The organism is Caulobacter sp. Root343 (genome assembly GCF_001425745.1).
Classification (GTDB): Bacteria; Pseudomonadota; Alphaproteobacteria; order Caulobacterales; family Caulobacteraceae; genus Caulobacter.
On sequence record NZ_LMDF01000005.1, the window covers coordinates 784,913 to 810,787 of the forward strand.

At 70.2% G+C, this 25,875-nt stretch carries 20 protein-coding genes; 9 read left to right on the forward strand and 11 right to left on the reverse strand.

Translation table 11 applies throughout. The annotated features are described in order from the left end of the window. Position 1: 1 nt before the first annotated feature. The 3 genes from ASC70_RS07580 to ASC70_RS07590 all read right to left on the reverse strand — a co-directional run bounded on the left by ASC70_RS07580 (position 2) and on the right by ASC70_RS07590 (position 2,841). Positions 2-1,216, reverse strand: coding sequence for a DUF4350 domain-containing protein (locus tag ASC70_RS07580; RefSeq protein WP_056048266.1), 1,215 nt, complete (start codon positions 1,214-1,216; stop codon positions 2-4). Further along, positions 1,213-1,839, reverse strand: a complete 627-nt coding sequence (locus tag ASC70_RS07585) for a DUF4129 domain-containing protein (protein ID WP_056048269.1) — start codon at positions 1,837-1,839, stop codon at positions 1,213-1,215. The genes ASC70_RS07580 and ASC70_RS07585 overlap by 4 nt, the downstream gene beginning before the upstream one ends. Before the next feature lie 87 nt (positions 1,840-1,926). Next, positions 1,927-2,841 carry a LysR substrate-binding domain-containing protein gene (locus tag ASC70_RS07590; RefSeq protein WP_047408442.1) on the reverse strand — a complete coding sequence of 305 codons (915 nt, stop codon included), beginning with the start codon at positions 2,839-2,841 and terminating at the stop codon, positions 1,927-1,929. Between the two features lie 205 nt (positions 2,842-3,046). On the opposite strand from ASC70_RS07590, the gene katG reads away from it, so the two are divergent. Next, positions 3,047-5,236 (forward strand): catalase/peroxidase HPI, encoded by a 2,190-nt coding sequence (katG, locus tag ASC70_RS07595; protein WP_056048271.1) that lies wholly within the window; start codon positions 3,047-3,049, stop codon positions 5,234-5,236. Between the two features lie 108 nt (positions 5,237-5,344). After that, positions 5,345-5,779 (forward strand): transcriptional repressor, encoded by a 435-nt coding sequence (locus tag ASC70_RS07600; protein WP_056048274.1) that lies wholly within the window; start codon positions 5,345-5,347, stop codon positions 5,777-5,779. On the opposite strand, the gene ASC70_RS07605 is transcribed toward ASC70_RS07600, so the two are convergent. From ASC70_RS07605 to ASC70_RS07630, 6 genes are all read right to left on the reverse strand, one after another. Further along, positions 5,767-5,970, reverse strand: coding sequence for a hypothetical protein (locus tag ASC70_RS07605; protein ID WP_056048277.1), 204 nt, complete (start codon positions 5,968-5,970; stop codon positions 5,767-5,769). The two genes, ASC70_RS07600 and ASC70_RS07605, sit on opposite strands and share 13 nt — an antisense overlap. A 14-nt stretch (positions 5,971-5,984) precedes the next feature. Then, positions 5,985-7,277 carry a hypothetical protein gene (locus tag ASC70_RS07610; RefSeq protein ID WP_162247189.1) on the reverse strand — a complete coding sequence of 431 codons (1,293 nt, stop codon included), beginning with the start codon at positions 7,275-7,277 and terminating at the stop codon, positions 5,985-5,987. Continuing rightward, positions 7,249-7,470, reverse strand: coding sequence for a hypothetical protein (locus ASC70_RS07615; protein WP_056048283.1), 222 nt, complete (start codon positions 7,468-7,470; stop codon positions 7,249-7,251). Before ASC70_RS07615 ends, ASC70_RS07610 begins: the two co-directional genes overlap by 29 nt. 360 nt (positions 7,471-7,830) lie before the next feature. Continuing rightward, positions 7,831-9,585, reverse strand: a complete 1,755-nt coding sequence (locus tag ASC70_RS07620) for an adenylate/guanylate cyclase domain-containing protein (RefSeq protein WP_056048285.1) — start codon at positions 9,583-9,585, stop codon at positions 7,831-7,833. A gap of 11 nt (positions 9,586-9,596) precedes the next feature. Next, positions 9,597-10,004 carry a hypothetical protein gene (locus ASC70_RS07625; protein WP_056048288.1) on the reverse strand — a complete coding sequence of 136 codons (408 nt, stop codon included), beginning with the start codon at positions 10,002-10,004 and terminating at the stop codon, positions 9,597-9,599. A 15-nt stretch (positions 10,005-10,019) separates the two neighbouring features. Continuing rightward, positions 10,020-12,065 carry a TIR domain-containing protein gene (locus ASC70_RS07630; RefSeq protein WP_056048291.1) on the reverse strand — a complete coding sequence of 682 codons (2,046 nt, stop codon included), beginning with the start codon at positions 12,063-12,065 and terminating at the stop codon, positions 10,020-10,022. 35 nt (positions 12,066-12,100) lie between these two features. Between ASC70_RS07630 and ASC70_RS07635 the strand changes: the two genes are divergently transcribed. Beyond that, positions 12,101-12,838 (forward strand): Crp/Fnr family transcriptional regulator, encoded by a 738-nt coding sequence (locus ASC70_RS07635; protein WP_056048294.1) that lies wholly within the window; start codon positions 12,101-12,103, stop codon positions 12,836-12,838. On the opposite strand, the gene ASC70_RS07640 is transcribed toward ASC70_RS07635, so the two are convergent. Continuing rightward, positions 12,835-15,477, reverse strand: a complete 2,643-nt coding sequence (locus tag ASC70_RS07640) for a glycoside hydrolase family 3 C-terminal domain-containing protein (RefSeq protein WP_056048297.1) — start codon at positions 15,475-15,477, stop codon at positions 12,835-12,837. The genes ASC70_RS07635 and ASC70_RS07640 overlap by 4 nt on opposite strands. A 322-nt stretch (positions 15,478-15,799) precedes the next feature. Between ASC70_RS07640 and ASC70_RS07645 the strand changes: the two genes are divergently transcribed. Then, positions 15,800-19,039, forward strand: coding sequence for an autotransporter outer membrane beta-barrel domain-containing protein (locus ASC70_RS07645; protein ID WP_056048300.1), 3,240 nt, complete (start codon positions 15,800-15,802; stop codon positions 19,037-19,039). Between the two features lie 134 nt (positions 19,040-19,173). After that, positions 19,174-19,905, forward strand: coding sequence for a response regulator transcription factor (locus tag ASC70_RS07650; RefSeq protein ID WP_162247190.1), 732 nt, complete (start codon positions 19,174-19,176; stop codon positions 19,903-19,905). A gap of 6 nt (positions 19,906-19,911) precedes the next feature. Here ASC70_RS07650 and ASC70_RS07655 read toward each other — a convergent pair whose 3' ends face one another. Beyond that, positions 19,912-22,098, reverse strand: a complete 2,187-nt coding sequence (locus ASC70_RS07655; RefSeq protein WP_056048305.1) for an outer membrane beta-barrel family protein — start codon at positions 22,096-22,098, stop codon at positions 19,912-19,914. 106 nt (positions 22,099-22,204) lie between these two features. On the opposite strand from ASC70_RS07655, the gene ASC70_RS07660 reads away from it, so the two are divergent. From ASC70_RS07660 to ASC70_RS07675, 4 genes are all read left to right on the forward strand, one after another. Continuing rightward, a complete protein-coding gene (locus ASC70_RS07660; RefSeq protein WP_056048308.1) occupies positions 22,205-22,573 on the forward strand; it encodes a BlaI/MecI/CopY family transcriptional regulator in 369 nt (122 codons plus the stop codon). Continuing rightward, complete coding sequence (locus ASC70_RS07665; RefSeq protein WP_056048311.1) at positions 22,566-24,089, forward strand: M56 family metallopeptidase; 1,524 nt, start codon at positions 22,566-22,568, stop codon at positions 24,087-24,089. The genes ASC70_RS07660 and ASC70_RS07665 overlap by 8 nt, the downstream gene beginning before the upstream one ends. 90 nt (positions 24,090-24,179) lie before the next feature. After that, entirely contained in the window at positions 24,180-24,782 is a 603-nt protein-coding gene (locus ASC70_RS07670) for an RNA polymerase sigma factor (RefSeq protein ID WP_056048314.1), read from the forward strand. Next, complete coding sequence (locus ASC70_RS07675; protein ID WP_056048317.1) at positions 24,751-25,752, forward strand: FecR domain-containing protein; 1,002 nt, start codon at positions 24,751-24,753, stop codon at positions 25,750-25,752. Before ASC70_RS07670 ends, ASC70_RS07675 begins: the two co-directional genes overlap by 32 nt. Positions 25,753-25,875 lie beyond the last annotated feature (123 nt).

Sequence of the window (25,875 nt, forward strand, 5' to 3'; positions counted from 1 at the left end):
TTTACTGGCGTCCACGGATCAGCTCCTGTTTCCAAGCATGAAGGTCGCGCGCCACCCGCATCAGGTCGGACGCGGTCGCGGCCTGGGCGCGGTCGGCGAGCGCCGAATAGGTATGGGCCGCGCCGACGGTCGTGCTGGCGCGGTCGAGGAAGTCGGCGAGGGCCTGGCCCTCTAGCCCGCGCGGCGCGCCGATCGCCCGCGCCGTCGAGGCCTGGACCAGGCGGGCGTAGAGCGGGGCCATCCGGTGCTCGCGCCCGGCCAGGCGGATCAGGCCGGCGGTGTTGTCGGCCAGGGCGGTCTTGCCGAGGGCCACGGCGCGCCGCGCGGGCCGCGCCGGACCGAAACGCACCGCCGCCTGCGCGCCCGCCAGCAGGGCCAGGGCGACCAGCACCAGGGTCGCGCCCAGCAGCGGCGGCTCCAGCGCCAGGCGGATCAGACTGCGCGAACGGGTGAAGCCGTGCTGGGTCAGGTCGAAGATCACCGGCGTATCCGGGGCGCGGATCAGGTCCAGCAAGGCCACGGCGGTCCGCGCCCCGTCCGCCGTCTTCAGGGCCGGGGTGTTCAGCAGGTCGGGGTCGGCCAGGACATAGATCCAGGGCTCCTCGCGCATCACCAGCACCGGCGCGCCGGTCTCGTCGACGACCACCGGCGTCCAGCCGGGGCCGGACAGAGTGCGCAAGCCTTTCACGCGGACCGGACGCCCGATTGGCTGGCCGCCCGGCCGCGACAGCCGCACGACCCGCTCACCCGGCGCGACCTTGAGCACCAAGCCCTTGCGCATCGGCTCGGGTAAGACGGTCGTGCTCAGTTCGGTCGGCAGGCCGTCGATGGTTCGGACCCAGCCGCGATGGCGCGGATCGGGCGCGGCCTGCCACTTGGGCAGCACGACCAGCAGCGGGCCGTAGGGTCCGACGCGCTTCAAGCTTTCCGGCGACATGCCCGGCGCGGGGGTGAACACCAAAAGCCCGCCCTCGGCGCTGGCCGGCAGCGGACCTCGGCTGGTCAGCACCGGCTCGCCGGCCAGGCCCAGCAGGCGCACCAGGGCCGCATAGCCCACGGAAGAGCGCGACAAGGCGTGCGGGCCGCCGTCGTCGCCCTTCTTCAGCTCGGGCGCATAGGCCGACAGCACGCCCAGCCCGGCGACGCTGATCACCCCGACCAGGGCCAGGACGATCATGGTCATGGGCGAGAAGCCGCCCTCCGACTTGCCGCTCATCGGCTCCACCCTTCCGGCAGGGCGAAAGCCTCGTAGGCCGCGCGGCAGGCGGCGAAGTCGTCGTTGTCGACCGGCCGGCCACCGAACAGGCCGCGCTCGACGACCCGGGCGATGCTGGCGAAGCCCGGCCTGGCGGCCTCGGGCAAGGCCGGCAGCACCGCGATCTCCCGCGCGGTCAACGATACACGCAGGGCCTTGGGCCGATGCTTCTGGATGTCCTCGACGCTGCGCAGCAGCAGCAGGTGCGCCGCCTCCAGGAACCGTCCTTCCCCGGCCAGCCGATCGGCGGCGGCCAGCAGGTCGCGGGCCTCGCCGGCGTCGGGACGCCACGGCGGGTCGGCGCTAAGGCGCGGGCCGTCGGGCCGGGCCGCCGGTTTGCGCAGCCGCAGGATCTCGCGGGCGATGGCGTAGAGGATCAGCAGGGCCAGGGCCGCCAGTCCGACCCAGAAGACATATTTCAGATAGGGGGCGACCGCCTGCAGCGCCTTGCCTACCCACACCAGCCAGTCGGGGATCTTGGGCGGGGCCAGCATCGAGCGGTCGAACTGGAAGCCGCCGTCGTGCGCCAGGCGCCGCTGCGCCTGATCGACCGCGCCGCCGGACGCTTTGTCTAAAACCCTCACGCCCCGAACCCGACCGCCTCGCCCCGCGCCACGAAGCGCATCATCGACTCAACCTTACGGCGCGGCAACGGAATTCGAGCGACAAGCCTAGACCGTTCCCGCCGCCGCCCCCTCGGCGAAGCCGCGCAGGCGCCCGGCGATCACCGCGCCCACGGCTTCCACGACGGGCGCGCGCGGGAAGTGGGCCCGCCAGGCGATGCGCACCGTCCGCCCCGCGCGGGCGGCCAGCGGCCGCAGCACGATGCCGGCGTCCTGGGCCGCGCCGGCCGCCAGGCCGGGGATCAGGGTCGTGCCATAGCCGGCCGCCACCATGTTCAGCAGGGTCGGCAGGCTGGCGGCCCGCAAGGCGCCGCTGGCCGCCGCCTCGGCGCCGCAGGACTCGATGGCGTCGATGGTCTGGTCGCGCAGGCAATGGCCGTCCGACAGCACCAGGATGTCCGGGGCCAGGTCCGCCTCGGCGATCACCGCGCGTCCGGCCAGCGGATGGTCGGGCGGCAGGGCCGCCAGGAACGGCTCGGCGAACAGGGGCCGGCTGACCAGGTCGGGTCCCGGCGCCTCGGTGGCCAGCAGGGCCGCGTCCAGGTCGTGGGCGCGTAGCCGCTCCAACAGGGCGACCGTCTGGTCCTCCCACGGCTCCAGCTCCAGGGCCGGCAAGGCCTCACGCAACGGCGCGAAGATCAGCGGCAGCAGATAGGGCGCCAGGGTCGGGATGATGCCCAGCCGGAAGCGTCCGGCCAGCGGATCGCGCATGGCGCGGGCCGTCGACAGCAGGGCCTCGGTCGAAGCCACCGCCGCGCGGGCGTGGTCGATCAGCTGCAGGCAGGCGCTGGTCGGGGCCGCCGTCTTGCTGCCGCGTTCGAACAGCGCCACGCCCATCAGGTCCTCCAGCTTGCGGATCTGCACCGACAGGGTCGGTTGGCTGACGCCGCAGGCCTTGGCCGCCCGGCCGAAGTGCTCGTGCTCGGCCAGGGCCAGCAGGTAGCGGAGGTCTCGCAGGTTCATAGGCTTAGCCTATCACGACCATTAAAGCTTACGACTTCTATTTATGGCCCCGTTGGGCGCACAGTCGCGTAGGCCAGCCGACAGAGACGGCCGTCGGGAAGAAGCGTCAGGACCCCACCCGGCCAGCATCGATGCCTCGTCACTGTCGACGCGCGGCCGCGTCAGTCTGAACCACCGATCAACAGAGTCAGAACCGGAGACCCCCATGGACGGAAGCGAAATCGTCGAGCCGACCTCCAAATGCCCGCTGAAGCATGGCGTCCGGTTCCACACCAGTTTCGGGGGCCGCTCGAACCGTGACTGGTGGCCCAACCAGCTGAACCTGAAGATCCTTCACCAGCACTCGGCGCTGTCGAACCCGATGCCGCAGGGCTTCCGCTACGCCGACGCGGTCAAGACGCTCGATATCGAGGCCCTGCGCGCGGACATCGTCGCCCTGCTGACCGACTCCCAGGACTGGTGGCCGGCCGACTACGGCCACTACGGCCCGCTGTTCGTACGGATGGCCTGGCACAGCGCCGGCACCTATCGCACCGGCGACGGCCGCGGCGGCGCGGGGGCGGGCCAGCAGCGCTACGCCCCGCTGAACAGCTGGCCGGACAACGGCAACCTCGACAAGGCCCGCCGCCTGCTGTGGCCGATCAAGCAGAAGTACGGCGCCAAGATCAGCTGGGCCGACCTGATGATCTTCGCCGCCGACGTCGGCATGGAGACCATGGGCTTCAAGACCTTCGGCTTCGGCTTCGGCCGCGAGGACGTCTGGGAGCCGGAGGAGGACGTCCACTGGGGCGCCGAGGACACCTGGCTGGCCGACGCCCGCTACACCGGCGAGCGTGAGCTGGACAAGCCGCTGGCCGCCGTCCAGATGGGCCTGATCTACGTCAATCCCGAAGGCCCGAACGGCAAGCCCGACCCGCTGGCCGCAGCCCGCGACATCCGCGAGACCTTCGCGCGCATGGCCATGAACGACGAGGAGACGGTCGCCCTGATCGCCGGCGGCCACACCTTCGGCAAGGCGCACGGCGCGGGCGATGCAGGCCAGGTCGGGGTCGAACCTGAAGGCGCCGGCGTCGGTCAGATGGGCCTGGGCTGGAAGAACAGCTTCGGCAGCGGCGTCGGGATCCACGCCATCACCAGCGGCCTGGAGGGCGCCTGGACGCCCAACCCGATCGCCTGGGACAACGGCTTCTTCGACACCCTGTTCGGCCACGAGTGGGAGCTGACCAAGAGCCCCGCCGGCGCCTTCCAATGGACGCCCAAGGATCCGAACGCCGGTCCGATGGCGCCGGACGCGCATGATCCTGCGAAGAAGCATCCGCCGATGATGCTGACCACCGACCTGGCCCTGCGGCTGGACCCCAACTACGGCCCGATCGCCAAGCGCTTCCACGAGAACCCGGACCAGTTCCAGGACGCCTTCGCCCGCGCCTGGTTCAAGTTGACCCACCGCGACATGGGCCCTAAGGCCCGCTATGTCGGCCCGCTGGTTCCGCAAGAAGAGCTGCTGTGGCAAGACCCGCTACCCGACGCGGCCTATCCGCCGATCGGGGCCGGCGACGTCGCCGACCTGAAGGCCAAGGTGCTGGCCTCGGGCCTGTCGGTCCCGCAGCTGGTCGCCACCGCCTGGGCCTCGGCCTCGACCTTCCGGGGCTCGGACAAGCGCGGCGGCGCCAACGGAGCCCGCATCCGCCTGGCCCCGCAGAAGGACTGGGCGGTCAACCAGCCGGCCCAGCTGGCCACGGTGCTGGCCAAGCTGGAGGAGATCCGGGCCGGGTTCGCCAAGCCCGTGTCGCTGGCCGACCTGATCGTGCTGGCGGGCTCGGCGGCGGTGGAGAAGGCGGCCAAGGACGCCGGCTTCGACGTCGAGGTCCCGTTCGCGCCGGGCCGCGTCGACGCCTCGCAGGACCAGACCGACGTCGCGTCGTTCGCGGTGCTGGAGCCCAGGGCCGACGGCTTCCGCAACTATCTGAACACCGACTCGCCGCTGACGGCCGAGGAGCTGCTGATCGACCGCGCCCAACTGCTGACCCTGACCGCGCCGGAAATGACGGCCCTGGTCGGCGGCCTGCGGGCGCTGAACGCCAACACCGACCAGTCGCAGCACGGCGTGCTGACCCAACGTCCGGGCGCGTTGACCAACGACTTCTTCGTCAACCTGCTGGACATGGGCGTGGTCTGGACGGCGACCTCGGAGGAGGAAGCCACGTTCGAGGGCCGCGACCGCAAGACCGGGGCGCCGAAGTGGACCGCCACCCGGGTCGACCTGGTGTTCGGCTCCAACTCGCAGCTGCGGGCGCTGGCCGAGGTCTATGCCGAGTCCGACATCACCTTCGTGGCCGCCTTCGTGGCGGCCTGGACCAAGGTGATGAACGCGGACCGGTTCGACCTGGCCTGATCCGTCCAGCTTGATCGGCAAGGGGCGCGGCCGAGGTCGGTCGCGCCCGTCTCGAACTGGGCAGGGCGCGGCGACACACGACCGCGCCCGTTCCGCTGGGAGGACCGGATGCCACACACCGTGGACGCCGTGTTTCAGGAAGAGCTACGCCGCGCCGGCCTGTCCGGCCGGGGCGTGCTGCCGCATCTGCTGGCCCTGCTGAGGGCCTCGCCCGAGACGCATCTGTCGTTGTCGGACATCGCCGGGCTGAGCGCGGAAGCCGGCCTGGCGATCACGGCCGACGACCTGGCCCGGCGGCTCGAGGCCCTGGCTGATCACGGCCTGATCAGTCGGCTGCCGACCACGACCACCGAGATCGTCTTCGACACCGTGCCCGAGCCGCACTCGCACATCCTCTACGAGGACTCCGCGCAGATCGTCGACCTGCACGTCTCGGCCGAAACCCTGCTGCTGATGGTCCGCGACGCCCTGGCTCAGCATCCGGAAGGCGTGGACGTCATCATGCGCTTTCGGCGACCAGGATCGCCGCCTTACGACTCCTGAAGGGGCGCTTGGCGTGACGCGCCACGCCGCCGAGCCGCTTCCACCAAGGTCCGGTCGCGGTCGTCGGCGGTGCGCCCGCCCGCCGCCAGCAGCCGGACGCCCAGGACCAGGCCCAGCGAGCCGGCGACGATCCGCGGGGCCGCATCGGCCAGCGAACCGTCGACCAGGCCGGACAGGGCGGTTTCAAACATCGCGGCCGCCGCGCTCAGATCGCCAGGTCGGCGGAGGCGTTGCGCGCCTCGGCCGCCAGCCGCCGCCAGCAGTCCAGGACGTCCACCACCGAGCTGTTGGCGGCGAATGGCTGGCCGTGTTCGGCGCAGGCCATCATCTGGGCGGCGCCGGCGCGCAGGTCGTCGGCGATCGCGGTCCAGTCGTCCCCCAGCCGCGCCAGCCCGCCGACTTCCAGGCCCGGCGCGGCCGCCGGGGCGATGACGTCGTGGAAGATCAGCTCCTGGCGCGAGCGCAGCGGCGGCTCGAATGCCCAGCGCTGGGTCGCCCCGCCGCGCTTCAGGGTGGTGAAGATCGGCGCGCCGTGTCGCCAGCCGCCGTCGCCCGGGCACTCCAGGGCTAGGGTCTGATAGCTGACGTTCTGCAGGTAGAGGTCGGACGACACCGACACGAAGAACCGGGCGGCGTCCGCCGGAGCCTCGTCCCGGCGCGCCACGCGGGGCCTCGGCCCCCGGTCGGCGAAGGTGAACGGCGGCGGCCGGCGGGTCATCGGAATGAGGTCTTCATCCTGATCGACGACCAGGACGAGATCGGGGTCGTCGGCGCTGATCAGCACATAGGCGTCGCCGCTGGGTTCGAGGATCCAGGACTGGCGCTTGTCGAACGTGGCCATGTCGCTGGCGCAGGCCCAGCCGTCGTCATCATGGCTGAGGCACATGCCCGGGACGTGGGGCAGAACGATCCGCACCGGCGGGTTGCGCTCGCGCCGGGCGAAGGCCTTGCCCAGGCGTTCGGCGGCCTGGGCCAGCGGCGTCATGGCGCCGCTCAGCGCGCCGGCGCGGCGGGCACGCTCCTCGGCGGCGCGGCACAGGGTTTCCAGGATCGCCTGGCAGGCCTTGGCCTCCTCCAGAGACGGCGGTCGGCTCTTCAGCGGGCCCAGCATGGCGGCCAGACGACGATAGAGCTCCGGCGCAACGTCCTTGGCGTAGCTGACGATGTCTTCCGCCAGGGTCCTGGCGTCGTCGCGCACGGCTGTGTCCCACGTCTCGGCGGCGGTCGCGAACGCGACCCAGGCCTCCAGCAACGTCTGGTCCGAGAACCAGGTGACCCGGGCGATGTCGGCGGCCGGCGCGGCGCGGCGGCGCCCCTCGGCGACCATCAGGCACAGGCGCCGCCAGGCCCCGGTCTCCAGCGCCGGCAGCGTTTCGCGCGCCGCCGTCGCCGGCTCGGTCAGGGCCCCGCCGCCGGCCACGCTCCGGGCCTGGGCGGGACTGGAAGGTCGATCGGCGAAGAGCCTCAGACTACGCACCGGTTCGTCCGAAACGACCATCAAGGATCCCCGTGGTGGCGTAGTGCAGGACCCCCTCGATCAGGTTGGGAACTTCGGCCTCCGACAAGCCCTGCTCGCGCGCCCAGACCTTCAGGACGTGGCGAAGCAGGCGCGCGGCCGCGTCGTCGACGGGCGGGACGGCGTTGAGGATGGCGTTCGAGGCGTTGGCGGTTTGGTCTTGGTCGAGAAGCATGGCGTGGCTCCTGATGAAGCAATCGGTCACGCGCGCGGCGCGACCTGGAAAAGGCAGGGTCGAAAAGGCGGGACCCGACCGGCGGGTGGTCGGGTCCCTCAGTCGGTTCACGCGGCCGGCGGCGAGCGCGGACAAAAGGCGGTGTCGGTCAAGCAAGCCTCCCAGTGATGAGGGACTACAGAGACGTTCAGCCGCCCGGACCTTGCTCGTCGCGGTCGACAGCTAGACCATGGGGAAAAATGACCGTTTTCGATGTGCGGATCTGCACACCGAACAAAGATCGCGGACCGGCGATCTCCGAAACACGCCTGGCGCGCAAACGATTGGGCGCTCGCCCGCGCTAGTCGGGGCTAGTCGGCGCTAGGGCGCGCGGGTCAGGCTGAAGATCGGGGTGGCCGGAAAGCCCTTGTGGCCCTGGGTGCGGCCGACATAGCCGCAGCGCACGTTGTCGCCATGGAAGGTCGCCAGGGCCCCGGCCAGGGCTTCGCTGACGCAGGCCGAGCCAGGCGCGACGTCGGGTTCGATACGCGCGGCCACGACGACATGGGCGCCGATCACCGCCGGGGCCCGGGTCAGCGGATGGGTGCGCAGGTGCACGGGCCCGTAGTGCCCGCCGATCCGCAGGCCTAGCGACCGCGGCAGGCCCAGCGAGCGGAGGTCCAGGGCTTTATGGGTCTCCAGCAGGGCCAGGGCCGCCAAGGCCGCGTCCACCGGCTGGTCGAAGACCAGGAACAGGCCGTCGCCCCAGGTTTCGATATGGCTGGGCCGCGCCGCCAGCCGCTCGATGGCCCGGGCCATCTGGCCCATCACGAGTTCGATGAAGGCGGGGATCTGGTCGTCGCGCAGGGCGCCGAAGCCTCTCACGTCGGCGAACAGCATCGCCTTCATGGCCCGTCGAGGCGGTTCTTCGGGATGAGCCGGGACGCGGCGCGGCGGCGATGGCCGCTCGATCCGGATGACCGCCCGCCGCCGGCCGCCGCGCGCCCAATAGGCGAGGTCATAGGAGACGCCGGCCGGCCCGCCGGTCTCGTGGCCGTCCCACACGGCCAGTTGGATCGCTTCTGTCGACAGGGTCTGGGCGCGCAGCACGGCGCAGCCCATGGCGACCTGGCTGGAATAGGCGAAGATCTGCTCGTCGCCGAGATAGGGGTCCTGCGAGGCGTAGCGGATCGACGTGGCGGCGCTCATGCAGCGCTCGAAGCGCTCGACCCATGGGGCGCCGAACGGCGCGACCGACACTTCGACGAACGACTCGCGGCTGACCGGCAGCACGACGTGCAGCTCCGCGCCCGCCGCCAGCAGGGCTTCGGCGAACACGATGTCGGCGCCGGCCGCCAGGCTGCCGTAGCCGAAGCCGACGCGCTGCTCGCGCAGCAGCGCGTCGACCTGATGGCGCAGGGCGCAGTCGGCAACGGCGGCGTCGCTGGCGGGTCCCAGGATATGGCCGGTGAAATGGGCGCAGACCGGCGGCCGGAACGGCGCCAGCCAGGCCGGGTCGACGCCGGTCTCGCGGCACAGCATCTCCAACTGACGCAGGGTCGAGGCGTGGGCGGCGAAGGCCTGGGGCGCATGGGCCAGGGCCTGGACCATTGTCAGGCGCGCCGCTTCGAGGTCGCCGGTCAGGAACCGCGCCTCGGCCCGGCTGGCCGCCTCGTAATAGGCCGCCTCACCGGTCAGGCCGGGCGGCGGCGGGATCTTTAGCGCTTCGGTAGCGCGGACCCGGGCGCCGGCGGCGTCACCGGCCATCAGGGTCATGGTCGCGGCGTTGATCGCGCCATAGAGGCCGCCGAAGCGGTGGAACAGCGCCTCGTAGCGGCGGATCGAGGCTCGGGCGAAGGCGGCGCGGCGGCGTCCGCGCGCGGACAGGGCCACGTCCTTCAGAAGCCGCGCGCCCAGGGCGACGGCGTCGGAATCGTCGTCCGCCCGGTCCAGGCCCAGTCGGACATATTCGGCCCGCGCGAAGTCCGCCGCGCCCGACCTGGCCAGGCAGAGCACGGCGGCGTAGGCGATATCACGTGAGATCTCACCCGCCTCGAGGGCGGCATGAGCGATGTCGTAGGCCGCGAGGATCTCGCCGCGCTGGATCAGCGCGGCGACCTTGTCCTTGTCGAACATCGCTTCCGGGATCAGGGAACGGCGCCCGTGCCGTTCTCGACGTCGGGATCGAGATCGATCTTCTGATTGTGCGAGTCGGTCATGAACAGGCTGTAGCTGTACGTGCCCATCCGCTGGTCTTCGTAGATGATCTTGAAGCAGGTGCGCGGCGACGGGTCACCGCCGTCGATCGAATACGGCACCCAGACATAGCTCGAGAAGTTGACGCCGTAGTCGCGGTCGATCTCGATCGGTCGAGCCTGGAATTTCCAGCCGGCGTTGATCAGCTTGTCGCACAGCGTGAAGACGAGTTCGCAACGCTCACTCAGATCCAGCAAAAGCCGGGTCGGACGGTCCGGATTGCTGACGTTCATGAAGTTGTAGCGATCGTCCAAGCCGATGACGAGATATACAACCTTACTGGGAACGGGTTCGGTCATTTCTATAGCCCCCTATCAACTTGCATTTCTACCTACGGGAGAGCTTCTCCAGAACGCAAGGAATGCGGGGTGTTCATAGCCTTGTTTGGTTAAGCTGTTCACAATGGCGTCCGCCTCGGCGCGCCTTCCAAGCGCCAGATAGGCGCGCGCCAAGACGTCCAGGCTGGCCGGCGGCAGAGACCGGCGGCGCGTCGAAAGGGTCGCCGCGGCCGCCTCCGGCTGTCCCATGGCCAGCTGCGTAAAGCCCAGCAGCCGCACCTGATCGATCTTCGCGGCCCGCTCGCCCGGCGCGTCGACCATGTCCTTGGCCAGTTTCCGCGCGAGTGCGCGCGCCTCGTCCAGGTCGCCGGCGCGCTGAGCCAGCAAGATCGCCTGCTGCGCCAGCCGTCCCTCGAGATCGGCGCGCCAAGCCGTGTCCTTCGCACCGGATCGCAGCTTCGCGACCTCCGCCGCGGTCGCCGCGTAGGCGACGCGCGCGGACGCGGGATCCGACCAGATGTAGCGGTCGACCTCGTCCAACCGCCCGACGACCAGATATTCCCGCCAGCGGGCGTTGGTGGGATCCAGGGCGGCCAGTTCGCTCAACCGTCGCATGGCGACCTGAGAGCGCGCGCGCGCCTCGGCCATGCGTCCCACGTCCAGCTCCAGCCGGGCCAGGGCCAATTGGGTGGCGACGCTCTTGGCGGCCAGGCGCTGGTCGTTCGGGCGTCCGGCCACGCCCTCCGCCAACAGCTTCGCCGCGGCCTCGCGCTCGAGCAGCGCCTCCCGAGGCCGGCCCGAGACCAGGAGGGTGTCGGCGATCCACGCGTGGGTATTGGCCGTGTCGCCGAGGCGCTTGGGGTCCTTGGGCGCGCGGACCCGCTCGGCGTCGAACACGGCCAGGGCCGCGCGGAACGCGGTCAGCGCCTCCTCCGGCCGTCCCTGCTCGAAGACGAGCATGCCGAGATTGTTGTTGGCGTAGGCGACCTCGATCCGCCAGTCCGCGCGGCTGGCGTCCAGCTTGACCAGCGCCCGAGCCAGCTCGGCATAGCGCTTGAAGCCGCGCTCGGCGGCGATGACATCGCCCTGACGCCATTCCATATAGGCCAGCCAGAAGACGTTCTGGGCCTCGTCGAAAATGCGCTCGCCGTTGGCCGGGTCGCGCTCGACCAGGGCGTGGGTGGTCGCCGCCGCCTGGCCGAAGGCGTCCTTGGCGCCGGCGATGTCGCCGCGCTGCTCGCGGATCGTGCCCAGCAGGGTTTGCGCCTTGGCCCGCTGGGCCAGCGCCTTATCGTCCAATCGGTCGGTGTGGGCCTTGGCGTAGTAGGCCAGCACCTTGGCGCTGACCCCGTCCAGCACGTCGAGCCGTCCCACCGGCTCCAGCTGCTGGCGCAGGTCGCCCAGCATGTAGGCCACCAGGGCTTCGGTCTCGTCGCGCTGCTCGCGGGCGATCTGGCGGGACTTCAGGGTGGCGACGGTCATCGCGCCCATGCCCAGGGTGACGACCGCGGCCAGAGTGGTGAAGGCGGCCATCAGTTGCAGGCGCCGGCGCGCGTCACGCTGGACCAGTTGGTCGAGGCTGACGCCCAGCAGCCGCGCCGCGATCTTCAGCCGGGCCAGCCGCTTGCCGTCGGCGTCGCGCCGCAGGTCGACGGCCAGCGGCTCGACGTCCTCGGGCAGGGCGGCGCGCAGGGCCGGCGGCAGCACGTCGACCAGCGAGGCCTGGTCCGGTGTCGCGGGCGTGATCACGCAGAGGACCGCGGCGGGGCCCCGATCCTTCAGGAAATAGGCGACCTCCTGGTCCACCCAGCGCGATGTCGCGGCGGTCGGCGAGCACAGAACGATCAGGGCGTCCGAGCGATCGAGGGCGTCGCGGATGGTTTCGCCAAGATCAGCGGCGGCGCTCAGTTCGTCGCGGTCGCGAAAGATCGGTCTAAGGTCACGCGCGATACTGGCGTCGCCGCGCGCCGACAACCTGGGCGGAGCGCGATAGGCCTCCAAAGCACGATGAAGCCATTCCGCCGCTTGGCGGTCGTGGTGACTATAGCTGATAAAGGCCTTGTAGCGCTGTTGGTTATTCATTCGCCGCCCCCCTCGACAGCGTAGGACCCTAGTCGATGACCGTGATTCCTTCACCACCCCAACGCGCGTCGAACGCGATGGCCGATCCCGAGGACTATCGCGGCAACAAGCTGTTCCGGCACATGACGCGCGACGAGGTGGCGGCCCTGGCGCCGCAGGTCGAGACCCTGCGCTACGGCAAGGGCGAGATGATCCTGCAGCGCCACGACCTGGACGGCGGGATCTACCTGCTGCTGGAGGGCGCCCTGCTGGCCAACCAGTACGCGCGCTCGGGGCGCGAGGTCGGCTACCGACGCATTCCGCCCGGCGGCTATTTCGGCGAAATCGCGGCGATCGACGGCCTGCCGCGCTCGGTCAACATCGTCGCCCTGGAGGACGCGCGGCTGGTGCGCCTGCCCCAGCGCCTGGTGATGCGCCTGTTCGAGGAGTCGCCGCGCTTCATGCGGGCGCTGCTCGAGGACATGGCCGCCCTGACCCGCGCTCTGACCGACCGGCTGTTCGAACTGACCGCCGTCTCGGTCGCCTGCCGCGTCGACATCGAGCTGCTGCGCATGGCCACGGCGGCCGGCGGTCGCGGCGAGGAGGCGGTCATCCATCCCTGCCCCACCCACGCCGAGCTGGCCGTGCTGGTCGGCAGCCAGCGCGAGCCGGTGACCCGCGAGCTGAACCGCCTGGCCGGCCTGAACATCATCCGCCAGAGCGGCCGCACCCTGAAGATCCTCGACATGGCCGCCCTGGCCGACGAGGTCGAGCGCATCGGCGGCGAGCTCTAGTTGGCGAGGGCCTTTTCGCCCGTGATCCGCAGCCGGGCGGCGACGCCCGAGGCGGCCGCCAGGCCCGGCCGCGACACCGGCTGACCGCCGCCGATCCACAGCTGGGCGTCGCCGGGCTGAACCGAGCGGCGCCCGGCGGCGTCGACGGTGGCGAAGACGTCCGTGTCCAGGTCGAAGGTGACGGTCTTCGTCTCGCCCTTGCGCAGCGACACCCGCTGGAAGCCCTTCAGCGCCCGGATCGGCGCGCCGGCGGCGCCGGGCCGCGAAACATAGAGCTGAACCACCTCGTCACCGTCGCGGCCGCCGGTGTTGGCGACAGGCACGGCGATCTTGACCCGCTCCCCGGCCGCGACCACGCCCTTCAGGATCGGTTTGCCGTACGAGAAGCGCGTGTAGGACAGGCCGTGGCCAAACGGGTACAGAGGCTCGCCGCTGAAATAGCGGTAGGTGCGGCCGGCCATGCCATAGTCCTTGAAGGCCGGCAGTTGGTCCGCCGAGCGATAGACGGTGATCGGCAGGCGGCCCGAGGGGCTGAAGTCGCCAGCCAGCAGGTCCGCGATCGCGGTCCCGCCCTCGCCGCCCGGATACCAGGCCTCGACCACGGCCGGCAGGGTCTTGTCGGCCCAGTTGGCGCTGATCGCACCGCCGTTCATCAGTACAAGGACGACTGGCTTTCCCAGGCCGTGCAGGCGCTCAAGAAGTTGCTCCTGCGGGGCGGGCAGGTCGAGGCTGGTGCGGTCGCCGCCGGCGAAGCCCTTGGCGTGGACCGACATCTCCTCGCCCTCGACCCGAGCGGTCAGACCGCCGGCGAAGATCACGAGATCGGCGCCCTCGGCGGCGGCCAGGGCCGCGTCACCGTCGTCCGCCGGCTGGCTCCAGGTCAGGCGCTGGTCGCCCCGGTCGCCGTCCTCGCGGGCCTCGATGGTGATCGCGTAGGGCTTGCCCGCAACCAGGTCGATGGTCCGAGCCGAGGCCGGGTCGATCGCCGCGTTCCAGAAGTCGGCGATCAGCTGGCCGTCGATCCGGACGCGCCAGCCGCCATCGCCGGTCAGCGAGAAGCCATGTGCGCCGGTCTGGCCAGGCGTGATGAAGCCGCTCCAGCGGATCGAGGTATGGCGTTCCTGGCGGACCGGGCGTCCCCAGCTGAACTTGGCGTTGGCGTCGACCCGCGTCTCCACGGGCGCGCCGGCGAGGTCCAGATTGCCGAATTCCTCGACCTTCAAGCCCTTGGCCGCGCAGGCCGCGTCCTGGCAGAAGATCGCGTCCGGCGTCGGGCTGCTGGCCGGACCGACGACACCGGTCCCCGGGACGTGGATCACCTTGGCGTCCGGAAAGCGCGCGCGGATCCCGGCCAGCACCGTCACCGGCCTGGACGGCGTGCCGTTGTAGTTGCCGACCAGGGCGTCGATGCTGTCAGCGTTGGGGCCGATCACCGCGATGGTCCTCGGCGCGGCCTTCAGCGGCAGCAGGCCGTCGTTCTTCAACAGCACCAGCGACGACCGGACCGCGCGCAGGGCGACCGCGTGATGGGCCGGCGTGTCGTTGTCGGCGGCGGTGATCTTGCCCCACGGTCCGCTGGTCGGCGGATCCATCAGCCCCAGGCGGTAGCGGACCTCGAACAACCGGCGCATGGCGACGTCGACCTCGGCTTCGCTGACCAGGCCCGTCCGCACCGCCTCGACGATGGCCGGCGCCTCGACCCCTTTGGGGCCGCCGAAGTCGCAGGCCAGGTCCGTGCCGGCCTTCAGGGTGGCGGCGAAGGCCTCGGCGGCCGTTTTGCGATAGGCGTGCGAGGTCGGCAGGTAGACGTCCGCGACGGCGGCGCAGTCCGAGACCACATGGCCCGAGAAGCCCCAATCGCGACGTAGGCGATCGGTCAGCAGGGCCGGGTTGGCGCAGGCCGGCAGGCCGTCCACGGCATTGTACGCGCACATCACCGCCTGGGCGTGGGCCCGGGTGATCAGCGCCTTGAACGCCGGCAGGTAGGTGTCCTCCAGGTCGTGCGGCGACGGATGGATGTCGTCGCGATGGCGGTCGGCCTCGGGTCCGCTGTGCACGGCGAAGTGCTTGGCCGTGGCCGCGGTCTTCAAGTGGTTCAGGTCGGGACCCTGCAGGCCGTTGACGAAGGCCACGCCCATCTCGGCGGTCAGGACCGGATCCTCGCCGTAGGTCTCCTGGCCCCGGCCCCAGCGCGGATCGCGGAAGATGTTGATGTTGGGCGACCAGACCGTCAGACCTCGGTATTGGACCGTGCTCCCGTCCGGCGCGACCTTCTCGACGTACTTGGCGCGGAACTCGGTGCTGATGACGTCGGCGACCTCGCCCATCAGTTGGGTGTCGAAGGTGGCGGCCAGGCCGACGGCCTGTGGGAAGACGGTGGCCTCGCCGGCCCGGGCCACGCCGTGCAGGCCCTCGTTCCACCAGTTGTAGGCGGGCACGGCCAGGCGCGGGATGGCGGGGGCGGCGTGGCGCAACTGGCCGGCCTTTTCCTCGAGCGTCATCCGCGCCACGAGATCGGCCGCGCGTTGGGCGGCGGGCAGGGTCGGGTCGGCATAGGGCGCGTCGGCGGCCCGGGCGGCGCCCGCCAGCGACCCCAAGATCAGCGAGGCCGAGATCAGCCAGTAGCCGTGCTGTCGCATGGCGTATCCTCCCTTAATTCCCGGCCGTTCCAGCCTTCGCGCCCGGCTCGTCGCCGGTGTCGCGCGGCCCGAGATAGACATGCGAAATCAGGACTGGGAAGAGAAAAGTTACCGGTCACATTCACGCCGACACTGGCCCCTGTCAGCCCATCTATTCATGACGAACGGTGGGACGCGATCCGCACGAAAAACCGGATGTACATTCCCGAAACTTACAGGCGACTACGCGAGATTACGGGGCGCGGCGGGGCGGCAACAACCCGGCCACGGCGCGGCCAAGACCCCCGGCTAGGCCTGCGAGGACAGTCCTCGAAGGTTCTCCATGCCGCGCAAGTTTCTGATCGTCACCGTCGCCGCCGCGCCGTTGCTGCTGGCCGCCGGCGATGCTTTCGCCGAGGTCGAAGTCACCAGCAGCACGCGCACGGCGCCGATCACCACGTCCAGCCCCAACGGCGGAAGCGCCGACGACGTGAAGGTCACCGCCGACGGCGTCATCACCCTGAGCGCGGCGGGCCCGATCATCACGCTCGACAGCGACAACACCGTCACCCTGAACGGCGGCCTGGCCAGCGTGGGCGTCGACGACTCGGTGGGCGTGCTGGTCCTGGGCGGCAGGACCGGGACCCTGACCAGCGCCGGCTCGATCAGCCTGACCGAGGACTACGACTACGAGGACACCGACGAGGACGGCGACTACGACGGCCTGTTCGCCAAGGGCTACCGCCGCTACGGGATCCGGCTCACCGGGACCGACGCCTTCACCGGGACGATCACCAATACCGGCACGATCACCATCGAGGGCATGGACTCGGCCGGGATCAGCGTCGAGGCGCCGCTGGTCGGCAACCTGGTCCATTCAGGAACGATCAGCGTCACCGGCGATCGCGGTTACGGGATCCACATCGCCGCGCCGGTCACCGGCAAGGTCCAGATCGAGGGCTCGACCAGCGTCATCGGCGAGGGCTCGGTCGGGGTGGCGGTGGACTCCGCCATCGATGGCGCCTTCGTACTGCAGGGCTCGGTCTATTCGTCGGGCTATCGCGTCACCTCGCGCTACGCCGATCCCGACGACCGGGCGCTGCTGGACGCCGACGACAAGCTGGAAGGCGGCGGCGGCGTCAACATCGCCGCCAACGTCTCGGGCGGCGTGCTGCTGGATGTTCCGCCGACCGACACCAATGACGACACCAGCGACGACGAGGACGGCGACGGCGTCACCGACAGTTCCGAGGGCACGGCCTCGATCAGCGTCTATGGCGGCGCGCCGGCCCTGAAGATCGGCTCAAGCACGAACACCGTAACGCTCGGCGCGGTGGGTGCGGGCGACGACGCCTACGGCCTGATCATCAAGGGCTCGGTCAGCGCCGCCAGCGTCTACGACGGGGTCGAGACCACCGGCGTCCAGGTCGGCGGCGACGCCGGTTACCAGACCTTGATCACGGGCGGGATCCGGATCACCGGCTCGGTGTCGGCCTCGGGCTACGAGGCCCAGACCACCGGCCTGCGCTTGAAGGCGGGCGCGGTCGCCGACACGATCTGGAACGCCGGCTCGATCGCGGCCTCGACCACCTCCGAAGGCGATTTCTCGGCGCGCGCCCTGGTGATCGAGGCGGGCGCCAGCGTCACCACCTTGAATAACGATGGCGCGATCAGCGCCTCGGTGGCCGGCGAGAAGGGCACGTCGTACGCCATCCTCGACAACGCCGGGACCCTGACCACGATCAACAACACCCGCTCGATCACGGCCTATGTCGTGGCCACCGATGACGAGTACGACACCGACGACGACAACACCGACGCCAGCGACGAGACGGTCACCGGCAAGGCGATCGCCATCGACGTCTCGAAGAACACCACCGGCGTGACCATCACCCAGACCGGGGTCAATGACGGCGACGATGGCGACGACGGGGTGGCGGACACCGACACGGATGGCGACGGCGTGGACGACGCCGACGAGCCCAGCATCGTCGGCAAGATCCTGTTCGGCTCGGGCGACGACAAGCTCAGCATTCTGAACGGCACGATGATCGGCTCGATCAGCTTCGGGGATGGCGCCGACAGCCTGGTCATCGACGGCGGCGGCTATGTGCTGTCGAACCTGACCGACACCGACGGGCGCCTCGACATCACCATCGGCAAGGGCGTCCTGGGCCTGACCAACACCAACGACCTGAAGGTCACCAACCTGACCCTGGGGGCCGAGAGCAAGCTGATCTTCAGTGTCGATCCGGCCGCCGGCACGGCGACCCGCCTGGTCGCCGATACCGCGACGATCGCCACGGGGGCCAATCTCGGCCTCGTGCTCAACAACCTGCTGACCACCGCCACGACGTTCGAGGTGATCAAGGCCAACGCCCTGACGGCCGGCGACATCGGCCAGGACCTGCTGGGCAATGCGCCGTATCTCTATGTCGCGAAGGCCTATCAGTCGGGAAACAGCATCGACATCGACGTGCGCCGCCGGACGGCCAACGAGGCCGGCATGACCGGCAACCAGGCCTCCGCCTATGACGCCGTGTTCGCCGCCCTGGCCAAGAACGACGACATCGCCGGCGCCTTCCTGAACCAGAACACCCGCGACGGCTTCTACAACCTCTACAACCAGATGCTGCCCGACCAGGGTCTGGGCATGTTCTCGGCCCTGCAGGCGGTGAACCAGCAGATCTCGGCCGCCACCGCCATCCGCCCTGACCTCGGGGACCGCTACGGGCCCGACAGCGTCTGGGTGCAGCAGATCAACACCATGGTCCGCCGCGAGGACGGCCAGGACCAGGGCTCGGACACCCAGGCCCTGGGCTTCGTCGCCGGCTACGAGGCGATGGGCGATGCGGGCGGCGCGCTGGGCGTGACCCTGGCCGTGGTCAATATCGAGGAGCACGACACCACCGCCAAGGTCGGCGAACAGACCACCAACACCATGGTCCAGGCCGGGCTCTACTGGCGGCGCGCGATCGGCGGCTGGCGCTTCAATCTGGGCGGCGGGGCGGGCTATGGCTGGCTGACCGGCGACCGCAGCTTCTACAGCGAGGACGTCAACGCCGACGGCGTGGCCGACGTCGCGGTGACCAATGTCGCCCACTGGAACGGGGCCATGGCTAACGCCTTCGCCGGCTTGGCCTACGAGCAGAAGATCGGCCGCTACTTCGTCCGCCCCGAAGCGCGCGCCGACTACGTCTATTTCTCGGAAGGCCAGCGCAGCGAGACCGGCGGCGGCGACGGCTTCGACCTGACCCGCGACGCCCGCGCCTTCAGCAATCTCAGCGGCGACATCGGGCTGGTGCTGGGCGCCCAGTTCGGCGAGGCGGTCTGGTGGCGGCCGGAGATCCGCGTCGGCTATCGCAAGACCCTGGCGGGCGACATCGACGACACCGTGGCCCGCTTCCGGGGCGGCCAGGCCTTCGCCCTGACCTCCGTCGCCGACAAACAGGGTGCGGCGACCCTGGGCTTCGCCATCCGCGCCGGCTCGGCGCTGTCTTACCTGGCGCTCGAGGGCGGAGCCGAGGCGGCCAAGAAGCAGACCCGCTACTACATGCGCTTCTCCGGCCGGGCGATGTTCTAGCCGCGTGGAAAGTGTGGGCGGAAAGCCGCCGCAATCGCGCCACAATCGCGAATGTTTCAATACAGTCGGCCGGTAATTTCGCCACCGGCCACGCTTAACCCTCGCCGGGTCTTGTACGAGGGAGCTTGGCGGGCGTGCGGCAAACAATTCTTCTTCTCGACGCGGACACCGCCGCGCGGGCTCAACTGTGCGACCTGCTCTCGCAACACGAGTACGAGGTGGTCACCGCCTCGTCGGCGCGCCAGATGGACAAGATCCTGACCACCACGACGGTCGACGCGGTGGTGCTGGACATCATGCTGCCCGGCGAGGGCGGCTTCTCGGTCTGCAACCGCCTGCGCAGCCACGTCCCGTCGCCGGGCGTCATCGTGATCAGCGAGATGGCCGAGGAGAGCGACATCGTGGTCGGGCTCGAGATCGGGGCCGACGACTATCTGGCCAAGCCCTATCGCTCGCGCGAGCTTTTGGCCCGGATCCGCTCGGTGCTGCGCCGCCGGCAGGCGCCCCAGCGCCTGAACCCCGGAGACGATCGCGCCAATGTCTATCGGTTCGACGGCTGGCGGCTCAACATCGTCACCCGGCAGCTGTTCGACCCCTACGACCGCGGCGTCGAGCTGTCCGCCGGCGAGTTCGCCCTATTGCGGGCGCTACTGGCCAGTCCGCAGCAGATCGTGCCCCGGGCGCGCTTGGTCCAGCAGGATCCGAAGTCCGGCGCGCGGCGCGACGCTCCGCCCCAGATCAACGTCATCGTCAGCCGCCTGCGCGCCAAGCTGGCCCGCGTTCCGGGCGGCGAGGCCCTGATCCGCACGATGCGCGGCCAGGGCTACATGCTGACCGTTCCCGTCGAGAGCCTCCCGGCCGAATAGGCCCCGCTACTGCGGTCCGCCGGGCCCCTGGAAGTCGAAGCCCGGATCCTTGCGGTTCTTGCCCACGCCGAAGGTCCAGGCCAGGCTGACGCGAAGCCAACGGGCGTCGAAGTCGCGGACCACCAAGCTGTTCAGCGCCGGGGTCTTGATCACCTGCTTGTCGCGATAGAGGTCGAGGGCGTCCTGGACCGTTACGACCAGCGACAGGCTGTCGTTGATCTTGCGACGATAGCCCAGGTCGATCGCGGCGAACGGCATGCCGTAGCCCTGCGGCGTCAGGCGCTTGCCGGCCATGAAGCCGTTCAACTGCAACAGGTCCTTCGACGTCACCTGCCAGCTGAGCCCCGCGCGCCCCTGGGCGGTGACGGCCGAGCGTTTGCCCGGGAAACCGAGGTTCGAGCCGTCCATCTCGACCCAGAAGAAGTTGCTGCTGAGATTGTAGGTCAGTTTCGGCGTCAGCTTGCCGTTCAGCACCAGCTCCAGCCCGCCGTTGCGGGTCTGGGCGGCGTTGGCCTTGGTGGTGACGAACACCCCGCCGCCGATGTCGGAGACGATGTCGGTCACGACCTTCTCGTTCTCGCGATAGTACAGCGTGGCCAGGGCCATGGTCGGCGCCTTGCGGTACTGCCAGCCCAGCTCGAACGAGTGGGTGTGCTGCGGCTTCAGCGCCGGATTGCCGACCCGGTAGTTCAGCGGATCCAGGAAGAACGGCACGGGATTGAGGTCGAACGGGCCGGGGCGCTGCAGGCGCTGGCTGTAGCTGGCGGTCAGCTTCTGGCGGTCGTTCAGCGTGTAGGACAGGTGCAGGCTGGGCATCAGCCGGGCGGTGTCGTTGTCGGTCTTGTGGCCCAGGGCGGTTAGGTCGAGCTTCGACTGTTCGTAGCGCAGGCCCGCCAGCACTGTCAGCTCGCCGACCGGGCGCTCGTAGGTGACATAGACCTGGTTCAGCTGCTGTTCGTAGAAGAACTGGCTGGTCAGGGTCGGATCGGCTGCCAGCCCCGCGAGCGACGGGCCCCTGAGCCCCTCGTTGTCGTAGCCGTTGTCGTCGAACTGCAGGTCGAAGCCCAGCTTCAGGGTCTGGCCCGCGCCCATGGGCCGGACATAGTCGCCCTTCAGGTCGGTCTGGCGGGTGTCGTAGCCCAGGCGCTGCTGGTCGAACACGCTGGTCGCGGTCGGCAGCGAGCCCACGGTGTGGCCGGTCCGCGTGCGGTTGTCGTCGACGACGTCGTAGCTGATCTTCAGCGTCAGTTCGTGGCCGTCGCCGTCGAACTTCCGGCGCAGGTTGCCGCTGACCGCGGCGTTGTCGCGCCGCTGGCGGATGGTCAGGTCCCGCTGATAGGCCTGGACCAGCGCGCCGCTGGCGTCCTTGCGCGTCGTGTCGCCCAGATTGTCGAGCGCGAAATCGACGCGGCTAACCCGGGCCTCGCTGCCGATGCGCAGCTTGTCGGTCACGTCGTAGTCGACGGAGCCCTGGCTGCTCAGGTTCTCCATGTCGAGCTGGGTGTTGGTCTTGACCTCGCTGTCGATGGCGGCCTGCTGGCGACGCTCGTACTCGGTCTGGCTGGCCGGGTCGCGGCGGTAGTTGATGTCGCCGGACGCCGACAGCTTGCCGCTGTTGTAGCCGACATTGGCGCTGACCGCGCCACGGCCTGAATCGCCGCCGGTCAGGCGCAGCGAGCTGGTGCGGCCCGCGCCCTTGGCCTTCTTGGTGATCAGGTTGATGACCCCGCCCGTCCCGTCGGCGCGGAACTCGGCCGAGGGGTTGGTGATCACCTCCACCCGGTCGATCCGCTCGGCCGCCATCGACTGCAGCGCCTGGCCGCGGCTGTCGCCCTGGAACTGGCCCGAGGGCTTGCCGTCGATCAGGATGGTGACGTTGGGATCGCCCCGCAGGCTGACATTGCCCTGCACGTCGACCTCCACCGAGGGCAGGTTGCGCAGGGCGTCGGCGATCGAGCCGGACTGGGCCGAGAGGTCGCCCGAGACGCTGTAGCTGCGGCGGTCGATCGAGGTGCGCACCGCCGGCGCGTCGGCGGTCACCGTGACCGCACTGACCCCTGTCGAGGCTTCGGCCGGCTTCTCCGCCGGCTTCTGGGGCGCGGCTTGGGGCGCCGCTGGCGTCGCGGGGGCCGGCGTGGCGGTGGAGGCGGCTTGGGCGGCGGCGAGCACGACCCCGACGAGACCGATATGCACTTTGACTTTCCCCTCGGGCCGCTGGCGTCAGCGACGGAATGAGCTATCATACAGCTGTATTCTCGCCTAGAATACAAATGTAGTTTCTGTAATGCGGAGAGGGCGCGTGCGAATTTCGGGCGCCGAGAGCCAGATCATGGAAGCGCTGTGGCGGCGCGGCCCCCTGACGCCGGACGGCGTCGTCGCCGAGGTCGGCGAGGCGCACGGCTGGGCGCCAGGCACGGTCAAGACCCTGATCACCCGCCTGCTGAAGAAGGGCGCGATTTCCGGGGCCCGCGAGGCCGGCGGCTATCTCTACCGGCCGCTGATCTCCCGCGATGACTATGTGCAGTCCGAGAGCCAGGGCCTGGTCGACCGCCTTTTCGGTGGCGAAGTCGCGCCCCTAGTCGCACATTTCGCGCAGCATCGGGCGCTGACGGCCAAGGACGTCAAACTGCTGAAGGACCTGATCGCGGACATCGAGGACGATGACTGAGGCGCTGGAAACCCTGCTGCGCGTCAACCTGGCCCTGGCGGCCGCGATCGCCGTGGTGATGGCCGCGCGCCTGCCAGTGCGCCGACTGTTCGGGGCGCGGGTCGCCTACGCTCTGTGGATCCTGCCGCCGCTGGCCGCCCTGGCCATGCTGGTCCCGGCGCGAGTGGTCACGGTGACCGCGCCGACCCTGCCCGCCCTGGCCAAGCCGGTCGGCGGCGCGCCCTCGACCGAAGCCGCCGCCATGGCCGCCGCGTCGTTCGATCCGGAGCTCTTGCTGACCGGCCTGTGGCTGACGGGCGTGGCCGCCAGTCTGGCGTGGCTGGTCTGGCGTCAGGTCCAGTTCGCCCGCGCCGTACGGGCCGGACAGGCGGGACCGGCCGTGGTCGGGGTGCTGCGCGCGCGCGTGGTGACGCCCGCCGACTTCGCCGAACGCTACACACCGCGCGAGCGCGAGGTGGTGCTGGCCCACGAGCAGACCCACCTCGAGCGCGGCGATCCGCCGGTCAACGCCGCCGTCGCCCTGCTGACGTGCGTGAACTGGTTCAATCCGACCTGCCACGTGATGGCGCGCTGGCTGCGGATCGACCAGGAGCTGGCCTGCGACGCCCGGGTCGTCGCCGCCCATCCCAGGGCCCGCAAGGCCTATGCCGAGGCCATGCTGAAGACACAGCTGGCCGCCAGGCCCCTGCCCTTGGGCTGCCACTGGTCCAGCCACCCGCTGGCCCAGCGCGTGCGCCTGCTGTCGCGCCCCACGCCCAGCCGCGCCCGCCGGCTGGTCGGCGTCGGCCTGACCGTCGCGACGGGCCTGGCCGGCGCTATCGGCGTCTGGGCGGCGCGTCCGGCCGAGTTCGTCCTGGTTTCAGAGGCGTCCTCCGTCCCGGAAGGGCGGCCCGCGATCGTCTCGCCGCCGTCTCGGGCGACCAAGGCCCTGTCGTCGCCGCGCCAGCCGGCCAAGCTCGCTTCGCCCATCGCCAAGCTCGTCGAGACGCCGGTGACCGACGCCAGCCCAGAGCCCATCCTGGCTCAAGCCGAGATCCAGGCCGCGCCGACACCGGCGACCGAGCCGCCGCCGTTCGCCGACCTTCGCAGCCCCCGGATCATCCGCGCGATCGCCGACCGGTCCAGCGTCGAGCCCGGCTCCGCGGTCCGCGTGATCGCCAGCGGCCTGGCGCCCGACGGCGCGCCGCTTTGGGCCGACTTCACCGCCTTCGGCTCGCAGCGGCTCTATCGCAAAGGCGCCTATGCCCGGAGCGGCAGCCGCTATTCGCTGTTCACCAGCGTCGTCCAGGAGGGCCAGCGCCTGCGGGTCACGGTCAGCCTGGGCAAGGCCTTCCGGCCGGAGCTGACCGGATCGATCGACCTTGCGCCCAACGAGACCGGGATCCTGCGCCTGCCGACCGGCCAGCCCATGGTCGTCACCGCCCTGGTGCGGCCCGAGACGCCGGAGGAGATCGAGGAAGGCCGACGCCTGTCGGACTACGCCGAGAACGCCGTCGGCATGGGATTGAGGCTTTAGCCGACTCCTCCGCGTGCGTCGCAAGTGAGTGTCACAATTGCCGTCTAGGCAGGAGCCGCCTTCGGGCGATGTCCAGCCAGCGGAAGACGGATGAGCGGCGCCGACAGGGAAAGAACACGGTGGTTCCTGCGGAATATCCTGCCGCACGAATCCGCGCTGCGGGGCTGGCTGTCGCGCCGCCCGCTGCCAGGCGTCGACGTCGACGACGTGATCCAGGAAGCCTATTCGATCCTGGCCGAGCTGGAGACGGTGGAGGGCATCCGCTATCCCCGCGCCTATCTGTTCCAGGTCGCGCGCTCGGTCATCACCCGCCACGTCCGCCGCGCGCGCATCGTGCCGATCCATACGGTCGACGACCTGGAACGGCTCGAACACAGCGACGACGCTCCCTCGCCCGAGCAGCACACGATCGACCGGGACGAATTGCGCCAGCTGGCCCGCGCGATCGCCGCCATGCCGCTGAAGACGCGCGAGGCCTTCATCCTTCGCCGCGTCAAGGACTTGCCGCAGCGCGAGATCGCGGCGCGGATGCGCATTTCCGAGAATACGGTCGAGACTCACATCTCCCGAGGCGTCCTGTTCTTGATTGATTGGTTCGGTCGTGGCGGAAACAAGCGGTCCCAAACCTCTAAGACCCTGGAAGCGGAGATTGCCGGGATAGATGGCCGAGCGAGACACCAGTCGAGACATTGATCAGGCGGCGTCCGACTGGACGGCGCGGCTGGATCGTGGGCCGCTGACTCCGAAGGAAACAGACGCATTCCAGGCCTGGCTGCGGGCCGATCCCCGCAGTCGCGGCGCGCTGCTGCGCGCTCAGGCCCTGTCGATGATGAGCGAGTCCGCCCAGGCCCTGGGGGATGGGTTCAATCCCGTCGCGTTCGAGGAAGCCCGGCGCCCGCGGTTCGCGGGTCTGTCTCGCCGTCAGGCCCTGACCTGGACCGGCAGCGCGGCGGCCGTGGCCTCCCTCGTGGCCCTGGGCGTCGCCCTGCCCGCGGCCGGGGCCGTCGTCAGCACGCGTCGCGGCGAGATCCGCCTGGTGCCGCTGAAGGACGGCTCGACCGTGCTGCTGAACACCGAAAGCAGCGTCAGAGTGAAGTACGACGACGGCCAGCGCCGCGTGACCCTGCTCCAGGGCGAGGCCTATTTCTCGGTGGCCCGCGACGAGCGGCGGCCCTTCGTCGTCGAGGTCGATGGCCGCCGCCTGCGCACGGCCCAGGCGGCGTTCCGGGTCCGCAAGCTGGACGCCGATCCCGTCGACGTGCTGGTCAACGAGGGCCAGGTCGATCTCACTGTGGGGGGCCGAACGACTGCTTCCCTGGCGCTGGGAGCCAATACGCGGCTGACCCTCTCCGACTCGCGGGACGGCGCCGTCGAACAACCCCGGTTGATCGCGCCCGAAGCGGTGACCCGCGAGCTGGCCTGGCGCGAAGGCAAGCTGGCCTTCGAGGGCGAGACCCTGAAGCAGGCGGCGGAGACCTTCGCGCGCTATAGCGACACGCGGATCCAGATCCGCGACCCCGACCTGGCCCGTGAGCCGGTCACCGGCCTGTTCGCCGCCAACGACCCGGTCGGGTTCGGCCGCGCCATTGCTCACGTGTTCGACGCCAGGCTGGCCCAGGACGGCGACACGATCGTCCTGACCCGCCGCGCCGCCGCCGAATAAGAAGTTTTTGTTACCGCTAGCGGAAGCCTCCGGCTGACGGCTCTCAACCGCGAACGTCGCGACCAACGCGGCGATTGGGGGCTGTCAGCCAATGCGTTCTCGTTACTCCATCCTCTCCTGCGG